Here is a 17390-nt window from a genome sequence, read left to right as displayed (position 1 = left end):
CGGCGGATGGGGCGGTTTTGACGAACGTCCCTTCCGGATGGCCGTACTTTCAGCCGTTTCAGCGGATGACGACCAGGTCGTCGCGGTGGACGACCTCGCGCTCGTACTCAGGGCCGAGTTCCCTGGCGAGCTCGGGCGTGGACCGGCCGAGCAGCTGGGGGATCTCCTTGGCGTCGAAGTTGACGAGACCGCGGGCGACGGCCCTGCCCTCCGCGTCGCGGAGCTCGACGGGATCGCCTGCCACGAACTCGCCCTCGACACCCGCGATACCGGCCGCGAGCAGGGACTTCTTGCCGTCGACGACGGCTCGTACGGCTCCGTCGTCGAGGGTCAGGGAGCCCTGCGGGGTGGAGGCGTGGGCGAGCCAGAGGAGCCGGTCTGCGGAGCGGCGGCCGGTGGGGTGGAAGTACGTGCCGGTGTCACGGCCCGCGAGCGCGTCGGCGGCGCGGCTGGCGGAGGTGAGGACCACGGGGACGCCGGCGGCGGCGGCGATCCGGGCGGCCTCGACCTTGGTGACCATTCCGCCGGTGCCGACGCCGGCCTTGCCGGCCGAGCCGATCTCGACGTGGGCGATGTCCTGGGGGCCGGTGACCTGCGCGATCCTCGACGTGCCGGGCTTGGCCGGGTCGCCGTCGTACAGCCCGTCGACGTCGGAGAGCAGGACGAGCAGGTCCGCCCGGACGAGGTGGGCGACGAGGGCTGCGAGCCGGTCGTTGTCGCCGAAGCGGATCTCGTCCGTGGCGACGGTGTCGTTCTCGTTGACGACGGGCAGCGCGCCCATGGCGAGGAGCTGGTCGAGCGTCCGGTAGGCGTTGCGGTAGTGGGCGCGGCGGCTGGTGTCGTCCGTGGTGAGGAGGACCTGGCCGACGCGGACGCCGTAGCGGGCGAAGGAGGCGGTGTAGCGGGCGACGAGGAGGCCCTGGCCGACGCTGGCGGCGGCCTGCTGGCGGGCGAGGTCCTTGGGGCGGCGGGTGAGGCCGAGCGGTGCGAGTCCCGCCGCGATGGCACCGGAGGAGACGAGGACGATCTCCTTCTCGCCGCCGCTGCGGACCTTGGCGAGGACGTCCACGAGGGCGTCGACGCGGTCGGCGTCGAGGCCTCCGGAGGCGGTGGTGAGCGAGGAGGAGCCGACCTTGACGACGATCCTGCGGGCCTCCGTCACGTACTGCCTTGCCACGTCCGTCTGTCCCGTCACCTGCGTCGTCACCTGCGTCGTCCTCACTCGGCTGTCCCACGCGCCGCGGGTGCCCCGCCGCGGCTGCCAGGCAATCTACGCGAGGCGGGAGGGCTGCCGCTCGTCCATTCCGTTCTCTGGACCGGACCCTTCCGGTCCTCCGGGGCCCTCCGATGTTCCCGCCGCCTTGCCGCGGGGCACCAGGATGCGCTGGGAGATCAGATAGGTGAACGGGATGGCGACGACGGCGGCGACGAGGGGGGCGATCCGGTCGTCCATGCCGGCCCAGGTGACGAGCGCGTACAGCCCGACGCTCTGCACGAGGTAGTTGGTGACGTTGGTGAGGGGGAAGAGGGCGAACTTCTTCCAGGTCGGCCGGGTGCGGTAGGTGAAGTAGGTGTTGAGGAAGAAGGAGCCGACCATGCTGAGGACGAAGGCGAGGGAGTACGCGGCGAAGTACGGCATCCAGGGGTGGAGCAGCAGGTAACACCCGAAGAACGTGCAGGTGTTGACGCCGCCGACCAGCGCGAAGCGGAAGATCTCGGCCAACCGCGCCCGCCGCGCCCTCCGTCCCTCTCCCCGCGCACCCGGCGCCTCCCGAGCCGGCGCCTCCTGCACCTCCTGCGCCCCTCGCACCTCCTGCGCCCCCTGCGCCCCTCGCACCCCCCGCGCCTCCTCCGTCGCGCGTGCCTCCCCCGCCTCCCGCGCCTTCCCTTCTCCGCCCGCCCCCATCAGCGGTCCCGGTCGGTGGCCGTGACGCGGATGCGCTCGGCGGCGGCGAGTTCGGCGGCCCCGCGCCCGAAGGAGCGGTGGGTCTCCTTCACGAGGAAGTGCGGCCGCCGCTTCGTCTCGTAGTAGATGCGGCCGATGTACTCGCCGATCAGCCCCAGCATCACCATCTGCACTCCCCCGAGCCCGACGATGATCGCGACCAGGGTGACGTATCCGGGGGCGGTGACGCCCTGGGTGATCGCGGCGACGGCCACCCAGGCCGCGTACAGGACGGCGAGGCCGCTGAGCATCATTCCCAGCCACAGCGCGATGCGCAGCGGGCGGTTGTTGAAGGAGATCAGCCCGTCCATGCCGTAGTTGAGCAGGGAGCTGAACTTCCACTTCGTCTCGCCGCCCTCGCGCGCGGCGTTCTGGTAGTCGAAGGTGACGGTGTCGAAGCCGATCCAGGAGAAGAGGCCCTTGGAGAAGCGGTTGTACTCGGGCAGCGAGAGCAGGGCGTCGACGGCCGGACGGGACAGCAGACGGAAGTCCCCGACCCCGTCGGTGAGTTCCACGTCGACCCAGCGGTTGACGGCCCGGTAGTACACGCGGCTGAGCGCCGAGCGGAGCTTCTTGTCGCCCTCGCGGGTCCGCCGCGCCATGACCTGGTCGTGGCCCTGGTGGTAGAGGTCCAGCATGCGCGCCAGGAGCTCGGGCGGGTGCTGGAGGTCGGCGTCCATGATCACCACGGCGTCGCCGGTGGACTTGCGCAGTCCGGCGAGCATGGCGGCCTCCTTGCCGAAGTTGCGGCTGAAGGAGGCGTACTGGGTGCGGTGCGGGTGCCGGGCGGCGATCGCGCGCAGCTTGCCGAGGGTGCCGTCGGAGCTGCCGTCGTCCACGTAGCAGATCTCGTAGCCGACCGGGAGGCCGTCGAGCACCTGTCGCATGCGCGCGTCGAAGCGTTCGACGACGTCCTCCTCGTTGTAGCAGGGGACGACGACGGAAAGCCTGGTCATGGAACGGTCACTCCAGAGGGATGAGCGAGAGTACGTCCTGAGGGACCGCCACCGAACTCCGCTTCGAGCAGCGCGGCCAAGGTACTGAGCGGCGGTGGCCGCGGGGCGTCGCCCGGGTGACCTCTCCTGGTCGGCATGTCGTCCATGCAGCAAAGCATGCGGGGAAGATATTCATATACGGGGCATCCTTACCCATTTGTCACCCATAGAGACGCCGTGCCACGAATCTTGACCACCTGGAGCGAAGACCGGTGAGTAGGACGACCACCCCGGAGCACGGCAGCGCACCGACGGACGAGGGCGAAGGGGAGGGAGAGGACCGGCACGCGGCGGGCGCGGACGGCATGCGGCGGGCGCTCGCCGGGATCGGGCTCGTCGTCGCCGCGGGCGCCGGGGCGCTCCTCTCGGTCGGCGCCTTCCTCGGGCTCTACACGCGCCCCACCTCGGACGACTGGTGCGCCTTGTGGAAGGCCCGGGACATGGGCGTCCTGGGGATCACCGCGGACTTCTACCGCACCCAGAACGGACGCGTCACCAACGCCTTCCTGACCGGACTGATCTACTCCGACGACATGCGGGGGCCGAAGCTGCTGCCCGCCGTCCTCGTGGTCGCGCTCGGTGTCGCGCTCCTCCTCCTCGCCCGCGCGGTGCTGCGCGCCCTGCGCGTGCCCCCGCCCTCCCTGGTCCTGCTCGCCGCGGCGGCCGCGCTCCTCTCCGCGCTGCTGTTCTTCGCGGGCACCCGCTCGTACCAGGTGCTGCTCTGGGCCCCGGCGACCATCTCCCACACGCTGCCGAGCGTGATCGCCCTCTGGGCGGTGCTCGGCGCCGTCCGGGCGGCCCGCGGTCGGCGCGGGTGGGAGCGGTCGGTGGCGGTGGGCGGGGCGCTGCTGGTCGGGACGGCGCTCGGCATGCTCAGCGAGCCGTTCTCCTTGGTGGCCGGGGTGTTCGCGGTCGCGGCCGGGCTCCTCTGTCTGCCCCGGTTCGGCTGGGCGAAGGACCGGTACGCGTCGACGTGGTGCGCGGCGGCCTGTCTGGGCCTCGCGGCCGGTCTCGTCCTGCTCTCCACGTCACCGGGGGCACGGTGGCGGCGCGCCCAGCATCCGCCGGAGCCGATGTCGTTCGCGCTCCTGAGAGAAACGTTCCGCGACTGGTGGCGCGTGTGGGAGACGATCGGCGGCCAGTCGGCGTACGCGGGCGCCGCCGCGGTCGGCGTGCTGCTGGGCCTGTGGATCTCCCGCACGGCGAAGGGACCCGCCGCCGGGCTCCCCCCGCGCCGGCTGTTCCGGATCGCGGTGCTGCTGCCGCTGCCGCTCATCGCCCTCGCGAGCCTGGCCGTCACCTACGGGCTGCGCACCGGGTACGGGGACGTGGGCTGGACGTACGGGCGCACCTGGACGAGCTTCCTGCTCCCCCTGCTGCTCGTCCTCTGTGCGTACGGGACGTGGGGCGGGTACCGGATGGGCCTGCTGCTCCGGGCCTCGGGCCGGTCCGCCGCCCGCGCCGCGGCGCTGATCGCGGTGGGGGCGGTCGCCGTCGGGAGCACGGCCGCCCTGGTGCGGCCGGTGTACGCGCTGACCACGAGCACGGTGGTGCGCGCGACGGCCTGGGACCGGCAGAACGCGCGGATCCGGGCGGAGGTCGCGGCGGGCGCACGCGAGGTCGCGTACCGCCCGCTCCTCATCGGCGGGCTGACCGAGCCGCTGTTCGCCCGCACGTACGAGCGGGACTGGGCGGCGCGGTGCACGGCCACGTACTACGGCGTGGACCGCATCCACCGCCCCTGAGGCCGCCCGGGCCCGCTCCGGACTCCTGATCGGGGCCTCTGACAGGCCCCCGGACACGGCGGAGTGGGGCGCCCCCGGACGAACCCGGGACGCCCCACTCCGTACCGCTCGGTGCTGTGGATCAGCCGGCCGTGCGGGCCGCGCGGTTCGCGCCCCAGCCCTCCCAGGCGGAGCTGATCATGGCGCGGACGTCGTGCTGCGCCTTCCAGCTCAGCTCCGACTCGATGCGCTCCGCCGAGGCGACCACGCGCGCCGGGTCGCCCGGACGGCGCGGGGTGACCAGCGGCTCGACGCTGTGGCCGGTGATCTCGTTGATGAGGTTCACCATCTCGCGCACCGACACGCCCTCGCCGCGCCCGATGTTCAGGGTCAGCGTGGCGGTCTCGCCGGCCTCGCCCGCCGCGACGAGCGCGCGGGCGGCGGCAAGGTGCGCGTCCGCGATGTCGGCGACGTGGATGTAGTCGCGGATGCAGGTGCCGTCCGGCGTCGGGTAGTCGTCACCGAAGATGCGCGGGGCCTCGCCGGCGTCGAGCCGCTCGAAGACCATCGGCACCAGGTTGAAGACGCCGGTGTCGGCGAGCTCGGGGGCCGCGGCGCCCGCCACGTTGAAGTACCGCAGGCAGGCGGTGGACAGGCCGTTCGCCTGGCCGGCGGCACGCGCCATCCACTCGCCGACGAGCTTGGTCTCGCCGTACGGGCTGAGCGGCAGGCACTCGGTGTCCTCGGTGACGAGGTCCACGTCGGGCATGCCGTAGACGGAGGCGGAGGAGGAGAAGAGGAAGCTCTTCACGCCCGCGGCCGCCGCCGCTTCGAGGATGACCTGGAGGCCCGTCACGTTCTCGCGGTAGTAGTACAGCGGCTTCTCGACGGACTCGCCGACCTGCTTCTTGCCGGCCAGGTGGACGATGCCCTTGATCCGGTGCTCGCGCAGCACGCGGTCGAGGAACTCGCGGTCGAGGACCGTGCCCTGCTCCAGGACGATGCCCTCGGGGACGCGCGCGGGGTTGCCGGTGCTGAGGTCGTCGACCACGACGACGGACTCGCCGGCCTCGGTCATTGCTTTGACGACGTGGGAACCGATGTATCCGGCGCCGCCGGTGATGAGCCAGGTCATTCCGACAGTTTAGCCACATGCCGACGGCCCCCCGGTGGACCGCTGCAAGGGTCCGCCGGGGGGCCGTCGAGGTCCGCCGGGGGTCCGCCGAGCCTCGGCGGAACCGTTCTCCAGCACTTCTCTAGCGGTCTATCTCCGCGAAGACGGAGTCCCACCGGTCGAGGACGCTCGGCAGCGAGAGGCGCGCGACGTGCTCCCGTCCCGCCGCCCCGTACCGCCGCCGCTTCCCGGCGTCGTCCATGAGGTCGCCGAACGCGGCGGCGAGCCCGGGCACGTCGGCCGGCGGCACCAGGGTGCCCGTGACGCCGTCGTCGACGAGCTCCCGGACACCGCCCGAGACGTCGAAGCTCACACACGGCACACCGCACGCGGCGGCCTCCGCCAGCGCCATCGGACGGCCCTCGCGCTCACTGCTGATCGCGACGACCGACAGCTCGCGGTAGGCGGCCGCCATGTCCTTGACCGTGCCGCGCAGGACGACCTGGTCGGCGACGCCGAGGTCCTCGGCCTTCATCCGCAGCTCCTGCTCCAGCGGACCGTCGCCGAAGAGGTGCAGCTCCCAGCCCTCGCGCCCCGCGCGGGCCTGTGCGAAGGCCTCGATCATCCGGTCGTAGCGCTTGATCGGGTCCAGCCGGCCGACCGCGCCGATCTTGCGGGTGTCGAGCGGAGCCGGCTGGTCCGGGTAGAACGGCAGCGGGTTCGGCATGACCCGGACGTTCGGCACGCGCTGGTTGACGAACTCGACCGCGTCGCCCCGGGAGAGGACCAGGGTCTGCTCCAGAGCCGGGTAGTGGCGCCGGATCAGCCCCAGGTTGGCGCTGCGCCGGGCCTGCGCGAAGGACTCGTGGTACTGCCCGATGCCCTTCAGGTGCTGCCATTCCAGCGGCATGACCCAGTCCGCGGCCCACGGCGAGCCGAAGACGATGTAGCCGTCCTCTACCGCCGACAGCCTGCGCTGCATCTCCGCCCGCGCGTGCTCGCGGGCGGCCCGGGCCCGGCGGGCGTCGGCACGCCGGGCCAGGCTGAGCCGGTCGCCGACCGTCCGCACCGGCGGCTTGGGCTCGGGGCTCGGCGGGTAGAGCGTCGCGTGGCGGTACGCGCGCGTGGCGTTGTACGGGAAGGGCTCGGGGCTCGGCCGGATGCCGATCAGCTCGACGCGGTGGCCCCGCTCGCCCATGCCCTGGGCGAGGGTGTGCAGCACCCGCTGGGAGCCGCCCATCGAGTCGACGTCGACCCCGACGAAGAACACGTTGCGGGCAGGGGAGGCCTCAGTCATGGGTGCCGCCTTCGAAAAAAGCATCGACCACCAGCTTGCTGGCGTGGCCGGTCTCGTACGAGCAGAACATCTCCTGGAAGCGCGCGTAGCGCTGGGCGTGCCGCTCCTGCACGCCTTCCAGGTCCCGCACGGCGGCGGCGAGGTCCTCGGTGGTCGTCAGCATCGGACCCGGCGCGATGTCCTCGAGGTCGTAGTACGTGCCCCGGTCACCGCCCTTGTAGTCCTCGTAGTCGTCCGTGTACAGCAGTATCGGGCGACCGGTGTTCGCGTAGTCGAACATCAGCGACGAGTAGTCCGTGAGGACCGCGTCCGAGGCCAGCATCAGGTCGTTGACGTCGGCGAACCCCGAACCGTCGCGGAGGAAGTGGCCGAGCGCCGGATCGACCTTGAACCGGTCGTACGGGTGGGCGCGCACGACGATCGTCCACTCGTCGGACAGGAGCGGGGCCAGCGCCTCGAAGTCCACCCGGATCGACTGTCCGGTGCGGCGGGCCGCGTCACGGAAGGTCGGGGCGTAGAGCAGCACCTTGCGGCCGGCCGGGATGTCCAGGGCCTCGCGGGCGGCGGCCGCCCTGGCCCGCTGCTCCGGCTCCGCCCAGCGGACGAGGACGTCGTTGCGCGGGTAGCCGGAGCGGATCAGCTCGGCCCCGACCTCGAAGGCGGGGACGAAGGTCCGCTCGAACTCGGCGCTCGGACAGACCAGCGCGTCCCAGCGGCCGACGGCGGAGCGGAAGCGCCCCTTCTCGATCTCCGAGGCGCCGCGCAGCGACGGGACGTCGAAGCCCATCGCCTTGAAGGTCTGGCCGTGCCAGGTCTGGAGGTAGCGCGTGCCCTTGGGCTTCTCGTACAGGTACGGCAGGTTGTGCGAGTCGACCCAGTACGCGGCCCGGGCCAGCGCGCTGCCGTAGGCGAAGCTGCCGCGCTTCACGAGCTTGACGTCGTCGGGGAAGGAGTCCCGGCTGCCCGAGTACGCCCAGACCACGTCGATCGGGAGGTTGCGGCGCTTGAGCTCCTCGTAGACGTAGCGGGGGTTGTCCGCGTAGCCGCGGCCCTCCACCGCCTCGAAGACGGCCAGGCCGCGCTTGCGCGGGAGCCTGGCGACGGCGTCGTAGGCGCTCGCCTTGCCCTCGTTGCCGACGAGGATCTTCTTGACCTTGCCGACCTTGGCCTTGGTCTTGCGGGCGAGGGGGCCGAGCGGTTCGAGGGACTTCAGGACGCCGGAGCGCTGCCAGGTCACCTCGAGGCGCCCGGCGCCCTTCTGCTCGGCCTGGACGCGCAGGTGGTGGATGCCGAACTGGTGGTACCGGAGGGTGGCGCGGAAGTCGGGCTGGTCGTGCTGGGCCAGCAGGATGTCCGTGCGCCGCGCGCCGTCGCGCTCCAGGGCGATGACCGGGTGGCGGCGGGTCGCCACGCCGACCTTGCCGACCGGGACCTTCCGCAGGTCCACCTCGGCCCGGGAGACGTACTGCCCCGGGCCGTCCTGGACGAGCGTCAGCGGCACGGTCAGCGGCGTCTTGTGGGCGGCCAGCTTCACCGAGGCCTTGACGTCCTCGGTGATCAGGCCGACGGGGTCGTACGTCCGGATCTCCAGGCGCAGGACCGGGCCGCGCATCGACACGGAGGTCAGCTCGTGCCGCAGACGGCCGCTGCCGAGGGCCTGGTCGTGGAGGTACCACTCGCTGAGGTCCAGCTCGGCGCGGCTCGCGTCGTCGGCCGGGGCGACGTCGCCCCAGTACGAGACGCCGTCGACCTCGGTCACGGCGCGGGGCGCGAGCTGCGGCCGGCCGAACTGGCGGGCGGCCACGGCGACGTCCTCCAGCCTGCCGGTGCGCAGCAGGTGGAGGCAGACGCGCTCCTCGCGCGAGAGCCGCTCGTAGGTCTCGTCGGCGATCTCGTCGAGGTACGGGGTGACCTCGGCGGCGAACTCCGCGATCCAGTCGCCGTCGCGGAACGGCAGGTCGCCCAGGTACAGGCGGAAGTCGTGGCGGAGGAACTTGTAGTCCTTCTCCGCGCGGAGCCCGGCCTCGCCGCGCTCCTCCAGCCAGGCGTCGATCAGGCGTGCGACACCGATGCGATCGCGAACGTTCTGGATCTTGTGGCGGCTCGACGAGATGGAGACGCTCTCGGGGGCGAGGCGCCAGGTGTAGACCGACCACGGCACGACGCCGAAGGTCTCCGCGAGCGTGTAGGCCTGCGCGGAGAACAGCTGGTCCTCGTAGTGGATGCCCTCGGGGAAGACGAGGCCGTTGTCCCGGATGAAGGAGGTCCGGTAGAGCTTGTTCGTCGACAGGTGGTCGAAGAAGTACTCGGGCGCCTCGGCGATGCCGCTCACGACCCGCTGCTCGGTGAAGAGGTGCGGGTACCACAGGCCCGTGGAGTCGGTCGCCTCGTAGAAGCGGGTCACCTCGCCGGTCACGAAGTCGACGCCGGTCTCCTCGGCGACGAGCAGCATGCTCTTGCAGGCGTGCCGGGGCAGCTCGTCGTCACTGTCGAGGAACATGACGTAGGGGGCGCGGGCGAGTGCGATCCCGTGGTTGCGGGGGGCGCTGCAGCCGCCGCTGTTCTGTTCCAGGCGCGCGTACCGCACGCGGGGGTCGGCGGCTTCGAGTGCGCGCGCGACCCGCTCGGTGCCATCGGTCGAGCAGTCGTCGGCGATGATCACTTCGAGATTGTTCAGGGTCTGGTCGAGTACGGACCGAACCGCTCGCGGGAGCCGTTCCTCATCGTTGTAGACGATGACGACGACGCTCACATCGGGGACGTCGGTGGTCGGCATCCAAGTCCTCTCACACAGGCATGCGGTAGTACACAGCGCGTTCTCAGTTGACTGATGAACGCCCTCGGCGACCGCCAAGTCACTCCCCCGGGGGGAATTGTTCTGAAACTGGTTTCCCGTTCGTCGGGGGGGTGCTCACCGTTTCGCCACGTACCTCCTGATACGTCCGGACAGCACCTGGCGGGCGCCCGCCAGTCCGCCCGTGAGGCGGAGGATCAGGGCCCGGCGCGGCGAGGCCACGACCTGGACGAGGAGCACGCGGCCGAACCTGCCGAGGGCCACGCCCCGCCGGGCGGCGAAGCCGTCCGGGGTCCTGACCTCGGCGCGGCCGGTCGAGCCGTCCGCGTAGCGCAGCACGGCGACGAGCGACCAGGAGGCGAGCCGGCCGGCCCGGAGCAGCCGGGCGCTGGGGATCCGCGCGGTGGCGGTCCAGCCCTCGGCGGCGGGGCGCAGCGGGGCGGCCTCGGTGAGGAGCTTCGCGCCCGAGACGCGCTCGGTGAACTCGACCCGGACGGACTCCGGCTTCAGCTCGCCGACCCGGCCGTACAGCTCGTGCACGGTCAGGTCGACCCGGGCGCTGCCGCCGACGGCGGCGACACCGTCCACGGCGACCGGCAGCTCGGCCGGCGACAGCGCTTCGAGACCGTCCAGCGGTACGTCGGCGGGGGCGGCGGCCAGCACGGGGGCGCCGTCCTCGGAGCGGGGGTACGGGGGGACGAGCCGCGGCCGGCCGGCGGCGAGCTCGGCGAAGCGGGTGAGCTCGCGGCCCTCGGGTACGGCGGCGCGGGCCGTGATCCCGGCGTGCAGCCAGCGGTGCGGCACCCGGGCGGCGGCGACGGCGGCGTCGTCGAAGCCGGCGACGTGGTCGCGGGTGACCGTCCACCAGTCGGCGCGGTAGGCGGCGGGCCGGCGCGGCAGCTCGCGGAGGTACATGGGGAGGTCGTAGTCGAGGAACTTCGTCTGCGCGGGGACGGCGAGCGCGGGACGCCCGGCCTTGCGGAACACCTCGACGACGGCGCGGTGCGCGGCGACCCGGTGCTCCCAGTTCGCCAGGGAGCCCTGGCGCAGCGAGATCGACAGGTTCGCGGCCCGGCGCCGTACGTGCCAGACGTACAGGGGGACGTCGGTGACGGCGAGCCGGGGGGCCGCGGCCTGGACGCGGGCGCTGAAGACGAAGTCCTCGTAGTGGAAGGCGCCCTCGGGGAAGCGGATCGCATGCGCGTTCAGGAAGTCGCGGCGGTAGAGCTTGTTGACGGAGAGGGTGTCGAGGACCAGTTCGGGGTGGTCGTCGACGCCGTCGAGGACGGTGCCGGGGAGGGTGGCGCCGCGGGAGACGTCGTACAGCGAGGACGCCCAGATCTTCTCCCGGCCCTCGGGGAGCTCGCGGCGCACGCAGAGGCCGGTGACGACGTCCGCGGCCTCCTCGGCCGCGACGGCGAGGAGCCGGTCGACGGCGCCGGGGACCAGCACGTCGTCGCTGTCGAGGAACATGACCCACGGGTGGACGGCGGCGGCGATGCCGTCGTTGCGGGGGGTGCCGCAGCCGCCGCTGTTGTCCTCGCGGACCAGCGGCTTCACGCGCGGCTCGGCGGCGAAGCCGGCCAGCACCTCGGGCGTCGCGTCCACGGAGGCGTCGTCGACGACGACGACCTCACCGACGGCCTCGCCCTGCGCGAGGGCGGACCGGATCGCGTCGCCCACGTGCTCGGCGTCGTTGTACGCGATGACGACGACACTGACTCGTGCCGCGTGGGGTGGCTCGACCATCCGTGCATCGTAGCGGGAGCAAACCGGACCCCTGACCGGAGCGCCGGAAGGGAGGGCCGCCGAGCGCGTCGACGGCACCCCCTTGACGACGGACATGCTAGAAGGGGTCGAACTCGTCGTACTCGCGCTGGGCCTCGTCACGCGCCGCGTCCCGGTCGCGACGGCGCTGTGCCGCCGGACGCGGGGCCTCCAGACGGTGATCCTCGCCACGGCGGCCGAGCATCTCGGCGCCCGCCATCATCGTGGGCTCCCAGTCGAAGACGACCGCGTTGTCCTCGGCACCGATGGCGACGCCGTCGCCGGCCCGCGCGCCCGCCTTCATCAGGCTGTCCTCGACGCCGAGGCGGTTGAGGCGGTCGGCGAGGTAGCCCACGGCCTCGTCGTTGTTGAAGTCGGTCTGGCGGACCCAGCGCTCGGGCTTGTCGCCGCGCACCCGGTACACGCCCTCGGCCTCGTCGTACGTGACCGTGAAGCCCGCGTCGTCGACGGCCTTCGGGGTGATGACGATGCGGGTCGCCTCCTCCTTCGGCTTGGCGGCGCGCGCCTCGCCGACGATGCCGGCAAGGGCGAAGGAGAGCTCCTTCAGTCCCGTACGGGCGACGGCGGAGACCTCGTAGACCTGGTAGCCGCGGGCCTCCAGGTCCGGGCGGATCATGTCGGCGAGATCCTGGCCGTCCGGGATGTCGATCTTGTTGAGGACGACGATCCGGGGACGGTCGTCCAGGCCGCCGTACTGCCGGAGCTCCTCCTCGATGATGTCGAGGTCGGAGACCGGGTCGCGGTCGGACTCCAGGGTCGCCGTGTCCAGGACGTGGACGAGGACGGAGCAGCGCTCGACGTGGCGCAGGAACTCCAGGCCCAGGCCGCGGCCCTGGCTCGCGCCCGGGATCAGGCCCGGCACGTCGGCGATCGTGTAGACGGTCGAGCCGGCCGTGACCACGCCCAGGTTCGGGACGAGCGTCGTGAAGGGGTAGTCGGCGATCTTCGGCTTGGCGGCCGACAGGACGGAGATGAGCGAGGACTTGCCCGCGCTCGGGTAGCCGACGAGGGCCACGTCCGCGACGGTCTTGAGCTCCAGGACGATGTCCCGCGACTCGCCGGGCTCGCCGAGGAGGGCGAAGCCGGGGGCCTTGCGGCGGGCGGAGGCCAGCGCGGCGTTGCCGAGGCCGCCGCGGCCGCCCTGGCCCGCGACGAAGGTGGTGCCCTCGCCGACGAGGTCCGCGAGCACGTTGCCCTGCTTGTCGAGGACGACGGTGCCGTCCGGAACGGTCAGGACGAGGTCCTGGCCCTCCTTGCCGGAGCGGTTGTCACCGGCACCCGGCTGGCCGTTGGTGGCCTTGCGGTGCGGGGAGTGGTGGTACTCGAGCAGGGTGGTGACCGACTGGTCGACGACCAGGGTCACGTCGCCGCCGCGGCCGCCGTTGCCGCCGTCGGGGCCGCCGAGCGGCTTGAACTTCTCCCGGTGGACGGAGGCGCAGCCGTGGCCTCCGTTACCCGCGGCGACGTGCAGCTCGACGCGGTCCACGAAGGTGGTCATGGTGGTGCCTCCATTGGGGGGTCCCCGGCCGACGGCGGGGAAGTGCGGAATGTCTATCTAGTAACACGCGAAAGGCGGACCCGCTTCCCGTACGGGAAGTGAGGTCCGCCTCCGCAAAGATCCGATCAGGCGACCGGAACGATGTTCACGACCTTGCGGCCACGGTGGGTGCCGAACTGCACCGAGCCGGGCAGCAGGGCGAACAGCGTGTCGTCGCCGCCACGGCCGACGCCCGCGCCGGGGTGGAAGTGGGTGCCGCGCTGGCGGACGAGGATCTCACCAGCGGAAACGACCTGACCGCCGAAGCGCTTCACGCCGAGCCGCTGAGCGTTGGAATCGCGCCCGTTCCGGGTGGACGATGCGCCCTTCTTGTGTGCCATGTCTCAGTCCCTCTTACTTCGCAGCCGCGGGGATACCGGTGACCTTGATCGCCGTGTACTGCTGGCGGTGACCCTGGCGACGGCGGTAGCCGGTCTTGTTCTTGTAGCGCAGGATGTCGATCTTGGCGCCCTTGTGGTGGTCCACGACCTCGGCCGTGACCTTGATGCCGGCCAGGACCCACGGGTCGCTGGTCACGGCGTCGCCGTCGACAACGAGCAGGGTCGAGAGCTCGACCGTGTCGCCAACCTTGGCAGTGGAAATCTTGTCAACCTCAACGATGTCGCCGACAGCAACCTTGTGCTGGCGACCACCGCTGCGCACGATGGCGTACACGCGGATCTCTCTCTCACTCGGGATGAAACCTCTGAAGCCAGCCGCCCACACGGGCCCGGGGGCCCGCGGCGATCCGGAATCGGACGAGCGGCCTCTCCCGGCGAGCGGGAGGGAGGTGCTCAGAGGCGCGACGCGTCCAGTCAGACACGCCGACGGTCTAGGTTACGGGCGGCTGCCACAGAGGGTCAAATTCGCCCGATGGTGTGCGGGCCGCCCCGAAGGGGACGGCCCGCACACCGTGGATCAGTCCTGGGCCGGAGCCGGGGTCTTCTCCGCCGCCTTCTTGGCCGGGGCCTTCTTGGCGGTGGTCTTCTTCGCCGCGGTCTTCTTGGTCGCCGCCGTCTTCTTGGTGGCGGCCTTCTTGGCCGTGGCCTTCTTCGCGGTCTTGCGCGCGGCCGTCTTCTTGGCCGGCGCGGCCTCGGTCTCGGCCTCGGCCTCGGGCTCCGCCGGGGCGGCCTCGGTCTCGGCCGGGGCCGTGGCGACCACGACGACGGCCGCCTCCTCGGCGCCCGCGGGGGAACCGGCGGGAGCGGTGGCCTTGCGGACCACCCGGCGGCGGGCGCGCGGCGGGGCGGCCACGGGGGCCTCCTCGACCACGGGCTCGGGCGCGGTCTCGACGACGGGCTCCGGCTCCGGGGCGGCCGCGGGGGCCTCCTCGGCGACGGGCTCGGCCACCGGCTCGACGACGGCGGGCTCGACGGCCTCCGTGGTCGACACGACCGGGGACGTCGCCCGGCGCGTGGCGCGACGGCGGGCGCGCGGGGCCGGGGCGGCGGTCTCCTCGGCGACGGGCTCGACGACCGGGGCGGCCTCGGCGACCGGGGCCGGCGCGGCGGCCGGCTCGGCCTCCACCACGTAGGTCTCGGTCTCCACGACACGGGCCGGCGCGGTCGGCGCGGTCACCCGGCGGGTGGCGCGGCGGCGGCCACGACCGCGCGTGGCGGCGGCCTCGGCCTCGGCGGCGCTGCCGTACAGCTCCTCGTCCGGGGCGATGGGCTCGGGCAGGGCCACCGGCGCGGCGAGCTCCGCCGCGACCTCGGCCTCGGTCTCCGGCTCGGTCTCGGCGCCGGACTCGACGGTCTCGGTTCCGTGCTCGTGCTCGTGGACGTGCTCGGCGCCGCCGCGGCCGCGCTTCTTCGCCCGCTTGCCGCCACCGCCGGTGACCGCCGGCTGCTCCATGTGGACGATGACGCCGCGGCCGTTGCAGTGGACGCAGGTCTCGGAGAAGGACTCCAGAAGGCCCTGGCCGACCCGCTTGCGGGTCATCTGGACCAGGCCGAGCGAGGTGACCTCGGCCACCTGGTGCTTGGTCCGGTCACGGCCCAGGCACTCCAGGAGGCGGCGCAGCACCAGGTCGCGGTTGGACTCCAGGACCATGTCGATGAAGTCGATGACGACGATGCCGCCGAGGTCGCGCAGCCGGAGCTGGCGCACGATCTCCTCGGCCGCTTCGAGGTTGTTCCTCGTCACGGTCTCTTCGAGGTTGCCGCCCTGGCCGGTGAACTTGCCGGTGTTGACGTCGACGACGATCATCGCCTCGGTCTTGTCGATCACCAGCGAGCCGCCGGACGGCAGCCAGACCTTGCGGTCCAGCGCCTTCATGAGCTGCTCGTCGATCCGGTACGTCGCGAAGACGTCGACCTCGCTCGTCCACTTGGACAGGCGGTCGGCCAGGTCCGGGGCGACGTGCGAGACGTAGCCGTGGATGGTCTCCCAGGCCTCGTCACCGCTGACGATGACCTTGGAGAAGTCCTCGTTGAAGATGTCGCGGACGACGCGGACGGTCATGTCCGGCTCGCCGTACAGCAGGCTCGGCGCGCTCGTCGAGATCTGCTTCGCCTTCTTCTGGATGTCCTCCCACTGCGCCTGCAGGCGTTCGACGTCGCGGCGCAGCTCGTCCTCGCTCGCGCCCTCGGCTGCGGTGCGCACGATGACGCCCGCGTCCTCGGGGACGATCTTCTTGAGGATGGTCTTCAGCCGGGCGCGCTCGGTGTCCGGGAGCTTGCGGCTGATGCCGGTCATCGAGCCCTCGGGCACGTACACGAGGTAGCGGCCGGGGAGGGAGACCTGGCTGGTCAGGCGGGCACCCTTGTGGCCGATCGGGTCCTTCGTGACCTGCACGAGGACCGACTGGCCGGACTTGAGGGCGGTCTCGATGCGGCGCGGCCCGTTGGCCATGCCGAGCGCCTCGAAGTTGACCTCGCCGGCGTACAGGACGGCGTTGCGGCCCTTGCCGATGTCGACGAACGCGGCCTCCATCGACGGCAGGACGTTCTGGACCTTGCCCAGGTAGACGTTGCCGACGTACGAGGTGGCCTGCTCCTTGTTGACGTAGTGCTCGACGAGCACGTTGTCTTCCAGGACGCCGATCTGGGTGCGCTCGCCGCTCTGGCGGACGACCATGACGCGCTCGACGGCCTCGCGGCGGGCGAGGAACTCGGCCTCGGTGATGATCGGGACGCGGCGGCGGCCCTGCTCGCGGCCCTCGCGGCGGCGCTGCTTCTTGGCCTCCAGACGGGTCGAGCCCTTGATGGACTGGACCTCGTCGGCGCCGGTGCCGGCCTCGGTCTTCTCGCGGGCCGGGCGGGGCTCGCGGACCTTGACGACGGTGCGGACGCCCTCCTCGTCGGTGGTCTCGACGTCGGCGGCGGCGTCCCCGCTGCGGCGGCGGCGACGACGGCGACGGCGGGAGCTGCTGGAGCCGCCGGCGTACGCCTCGGCCTCGTCCTGCTCCTCCTCGCCGTCCTCGGCCTCGCCCTCGTCCTCGGCGCGGAGCTCGTCGGTCTCCTCGGACTCCTCGACCTCGGTGAGCTCACCGCGGCGACGGCGGCGGCCGCCCCGGCGGCGACGGCGGGACGGGCGGTCCCCGTACTCGTCGCCGTCCTCGGTCTCGTCGGCCTCTTCGAGCTCGTCGGCGGCGGCCTCGACCTCGGGCTCGTCGGCGACGGTGGCCGGGACGGGCTCGACGGCGACGGGCTCGCCGCGGCGACGACGGCGACGGCGGGAGCCGGCCTCGGCGCGCTCCGTGGTCTCGGGGGCGGCGACGGGCTCCGCGACGGCCTCGACGGCCTCGTCGAGCTCGTCGGTGTCCTCGATCTCGTCGAGCTCGGGCTCCACCGTCGCGGCGGCGGCCGCGGCGGCCGTCTCCGGGGTCTGGAACATCGGCTCGGCGAAGACCGGGGCCTGGAAGACGGCGACGGCGGGACGCTCGGCGCGGCGGGCGCGGGAGGTCTCCGGCTTCGCGACGGGCTCGGAGGTGAACTGCGGCGAGGTGGCGCGGCGGCGGCCGCGGCCGCGGGTGGCGGCGGTCTCGGCGGCGGCGACCTCGGCCTCGTCGGCGGCGATCTGCGCGACGGCGGCCTGCGGCAGGGACTCGCCGGTGGCGGTCTCGGCGGGCGCCTCGGCGACGGCCTCGGGCGAGGTGGCCTTGCGGGTGGCGCGGCGGCGGGTGCGCGGCGCGGGGGCGGCCTCGACGGCCTCCTCGGCCGGGGCGGCGGCCTCGGCGACCGGGGCGGCGGCGG

General features: G+C 72.5%; 12 protein-coding genes. 1 reads left to right on the top strand and 11 read right to left on the bottom strand.

The window, feature by feature from the left end:
• Positions 1 to 58 precede the first annotated feature (58 nt).
• The 3 genes from proB to ACF08F_RS15450 all read right to left on the bottom strand — a co-directional run bounded on the left by proB (position 59) and on the right by ACF08F_RS15450 (position 2901).
• Complete coding sequence (proB, locus tag ACF08F_RS15460; protein ID WP_392299119.1) at positions 59 to 1162, bottom strand: glutamate 5-kinase; 1104 nt, start codon at positions 1160 to 1162, stop codon at positions 59 to 61.
• A 108-nt stretch (positions 1163 to 1270) separates the two neighbouring features.
• Positions 1271 to 1723: a GtrA family protein gene (locus ACF08F_RS15455; RefSeq protein WP_392298982.1), complete on the bottom strand. Its 453-nt coding sequence runs from the start codon at positions 1721 to 1723 to the stop codon at positions 1271 to 1273.
• Between the two features lie 182 nt (positions 1724 to 1905).
• The gene (locus tag ACF08F_RS15450; RefSeq protein WP_392298981.1) at positions 1906 to 2901 is read right to left on the bottom strand and encodes a glycosyltransferase family 2 protein; all 996 of its coding nucleotides are present in this window, start codon (positions 2899 to 2901) and stop codon (positions 1906 to 1908) included.
• A gap of 251 nt (positions 2902 to 3152) precedes the next feature.
• Between ACF08F_RS15450 and ACF08F_RS15445 the strand changes: the two genes are divergently transcribed.
• Entirely contained in the window at positions 3153 to 4685 is a 1533-nt protein-coding gene (locus tag ACF08F_RS15445; RefSeq protein WP_392298980.1) for a hypothetical protein, read from the top strand.
• A 121-nt stretch (positions 4686 to 4806) separates the two neighbouring features.
• Here ACF08F_RS15445 and galE read toward each other — a convergent pair whose 3' ends face one another.
• The 8 genes from galE to ACF08F_RS15405 form a co-directional block, all read right to left on the bottom strand.
• A complete protein-coding gene (gene galE, locus ACF08F_RS15440) occupies positions 4807 to 5799 on the bottom strand; it encodes a UDP-glucose 4-epimerase GalE (protein WP_392298979.1) in 993 nt (330 codons plus the stop codon).
• A gap of 121 nt (positions 5800 to 5920) precedes the next feature.
• Positions 5921 to 7075: a glycosyltransferase gene (locus ACF08F_RS15435; RefSeq protein WP_392298978.1), complete on the bottom strand. Its 1155-nt coding sequence runs from the start codon at positions 7073 to 7075 to the stop codon at positions 5921 to 5923.
• The gene (locus tag ACF08F_RS15430) at positions 7068 to 9851 is read right to left on the bottom strand and encodes a CDP-glycerol glycerophosphotransferase family protein (RefSeq protein ID WP_392298977.1); all 2784 of its coding nucleotides are present in this window, start codon (positions 9849 to 9851) and stop codon (positions 7068 to 7070) included. The genes ACF08F_RS15435 and ACF08F_RS15430 overlap by 8 nt, the downstream gene beginning before the upstream one ends.
• 135 nt (positions 9852 to 9986) lie before the next feature.
• A complete protein-coding gene (locus ACF08F_RS15425; protein WP_392298976.1) occupies positions 9987 to 11618 on the bottom strand; it encodes a glycosyltransferase in 1632 nt (543 codons plus the stop codon).
• A gap of 97 nt (positions 11619 to 11715) precedes the next feature.
• Positions 11716 to 13155 carry a GTPase ObgE gene (gene obgE, locus ACF08F_RS15420; protein ID WP_392298975.1) on the bottom strand — a complete coding sequence of 480 codons (1440 nt, stop codon included), beginning with the start codon at positions 13153 to 13155 and terminating at the stop codon, positions 11716 to 11718.
• A gap of 125 nt (positions 13156 to 13280) precedes the next feature.
• Positions 13281 to 13535 (bottom strand): 50S ribosomal protein L27, encoded by a 255-nt coding sequence (gene rpmA, locus ACF08F_RS15415; RefSeq protein WP_024756701.1) that lies wholly within the window; start codon positions 13533 to 13535, stop codon positions 13281 to 13283.
• 13 nt (positions 13536 to 13548) lie between these two features.
• A complete protein-coding gene (gene rplU, locus ACF08F_RS15410; protein ID WP_015033583.1) occupies positions 13549 to 13869 on the bottom strand; it encodes a 50S ribosomal protein L21 in 321 nt (106 codons plus the stop codon).
• A 243-nt stretch (positions 13870 to 14112) separates the two neighbouring features.
• Positions 14113 to 17390: Rne/Rng family ribonuclease (locus tag ACF08F_RS15405; protein WP_392298974.1), on the bottom strand; the 3278-nt coding region annotated here is incomplete at its 5' end.

The organism is Streptomyces sp. NPDC015130 (genome assembly GCF_043080005.1).
Classification (GTDB): domain Bacteria; phylum Actinomycetota; class Actinomycetes; order Streptomycetales; family Streptomycetaceae; genus Streptomyces.
This window is presented reverse-complemented; position numbering and strand designations above follow the sequence as displayed.

Coding starts and splice junctions, on each gene's coding strand:
- ACF08F_RS15450 (WP_392298981.1), bottom strand. CDS start 2,901: ATGACCAGGCTTTCCGTCGTCGTCCCCTGCTACAACGAGGAGGACGTC.
- galE (WP_392298979.1), bottom strand. CDS start 5,799: ATGACCTGGCTCATCACCGGCGGCGCCGGATACATCGGTTCCCACGTC.
- ACF08F_RS15435 (WP_392298978.1), bottom strand. CDS start 7,075: ATGACTGAGGCCTCCCCTGCCCGCAACGTGTTCTTCGTCGGGGTCGAC.
- ACF08F_RS15430 (WP_392298977.1), bottom strand. CDS start 9,851: ATGCCGACCACCGACGTCCCCGATGTGAGCGTCGTCGTCATCGTCTAC.
- ACF08F_RS15425 (WP_392298976.1), bottom strand. CDS start 11,618: ATGGTCGAGCCACCCCACGCGGCACGAGTCAGTGTCGTCGTCATCGCG.
- obgE (WP_392298975.1), bottom strand. CDS start 13,155: ATGACCACCTTCGTGGACCGCGTCGAGCTGCACGTCGCCGCGGGTAAC.
- rpmA (WP_024756701.1), bottom strand. CDS start 13,535: ATGGCACACAAGAAGGGCGCATCGTCCACCCGGAACGGGCGCGATTCC.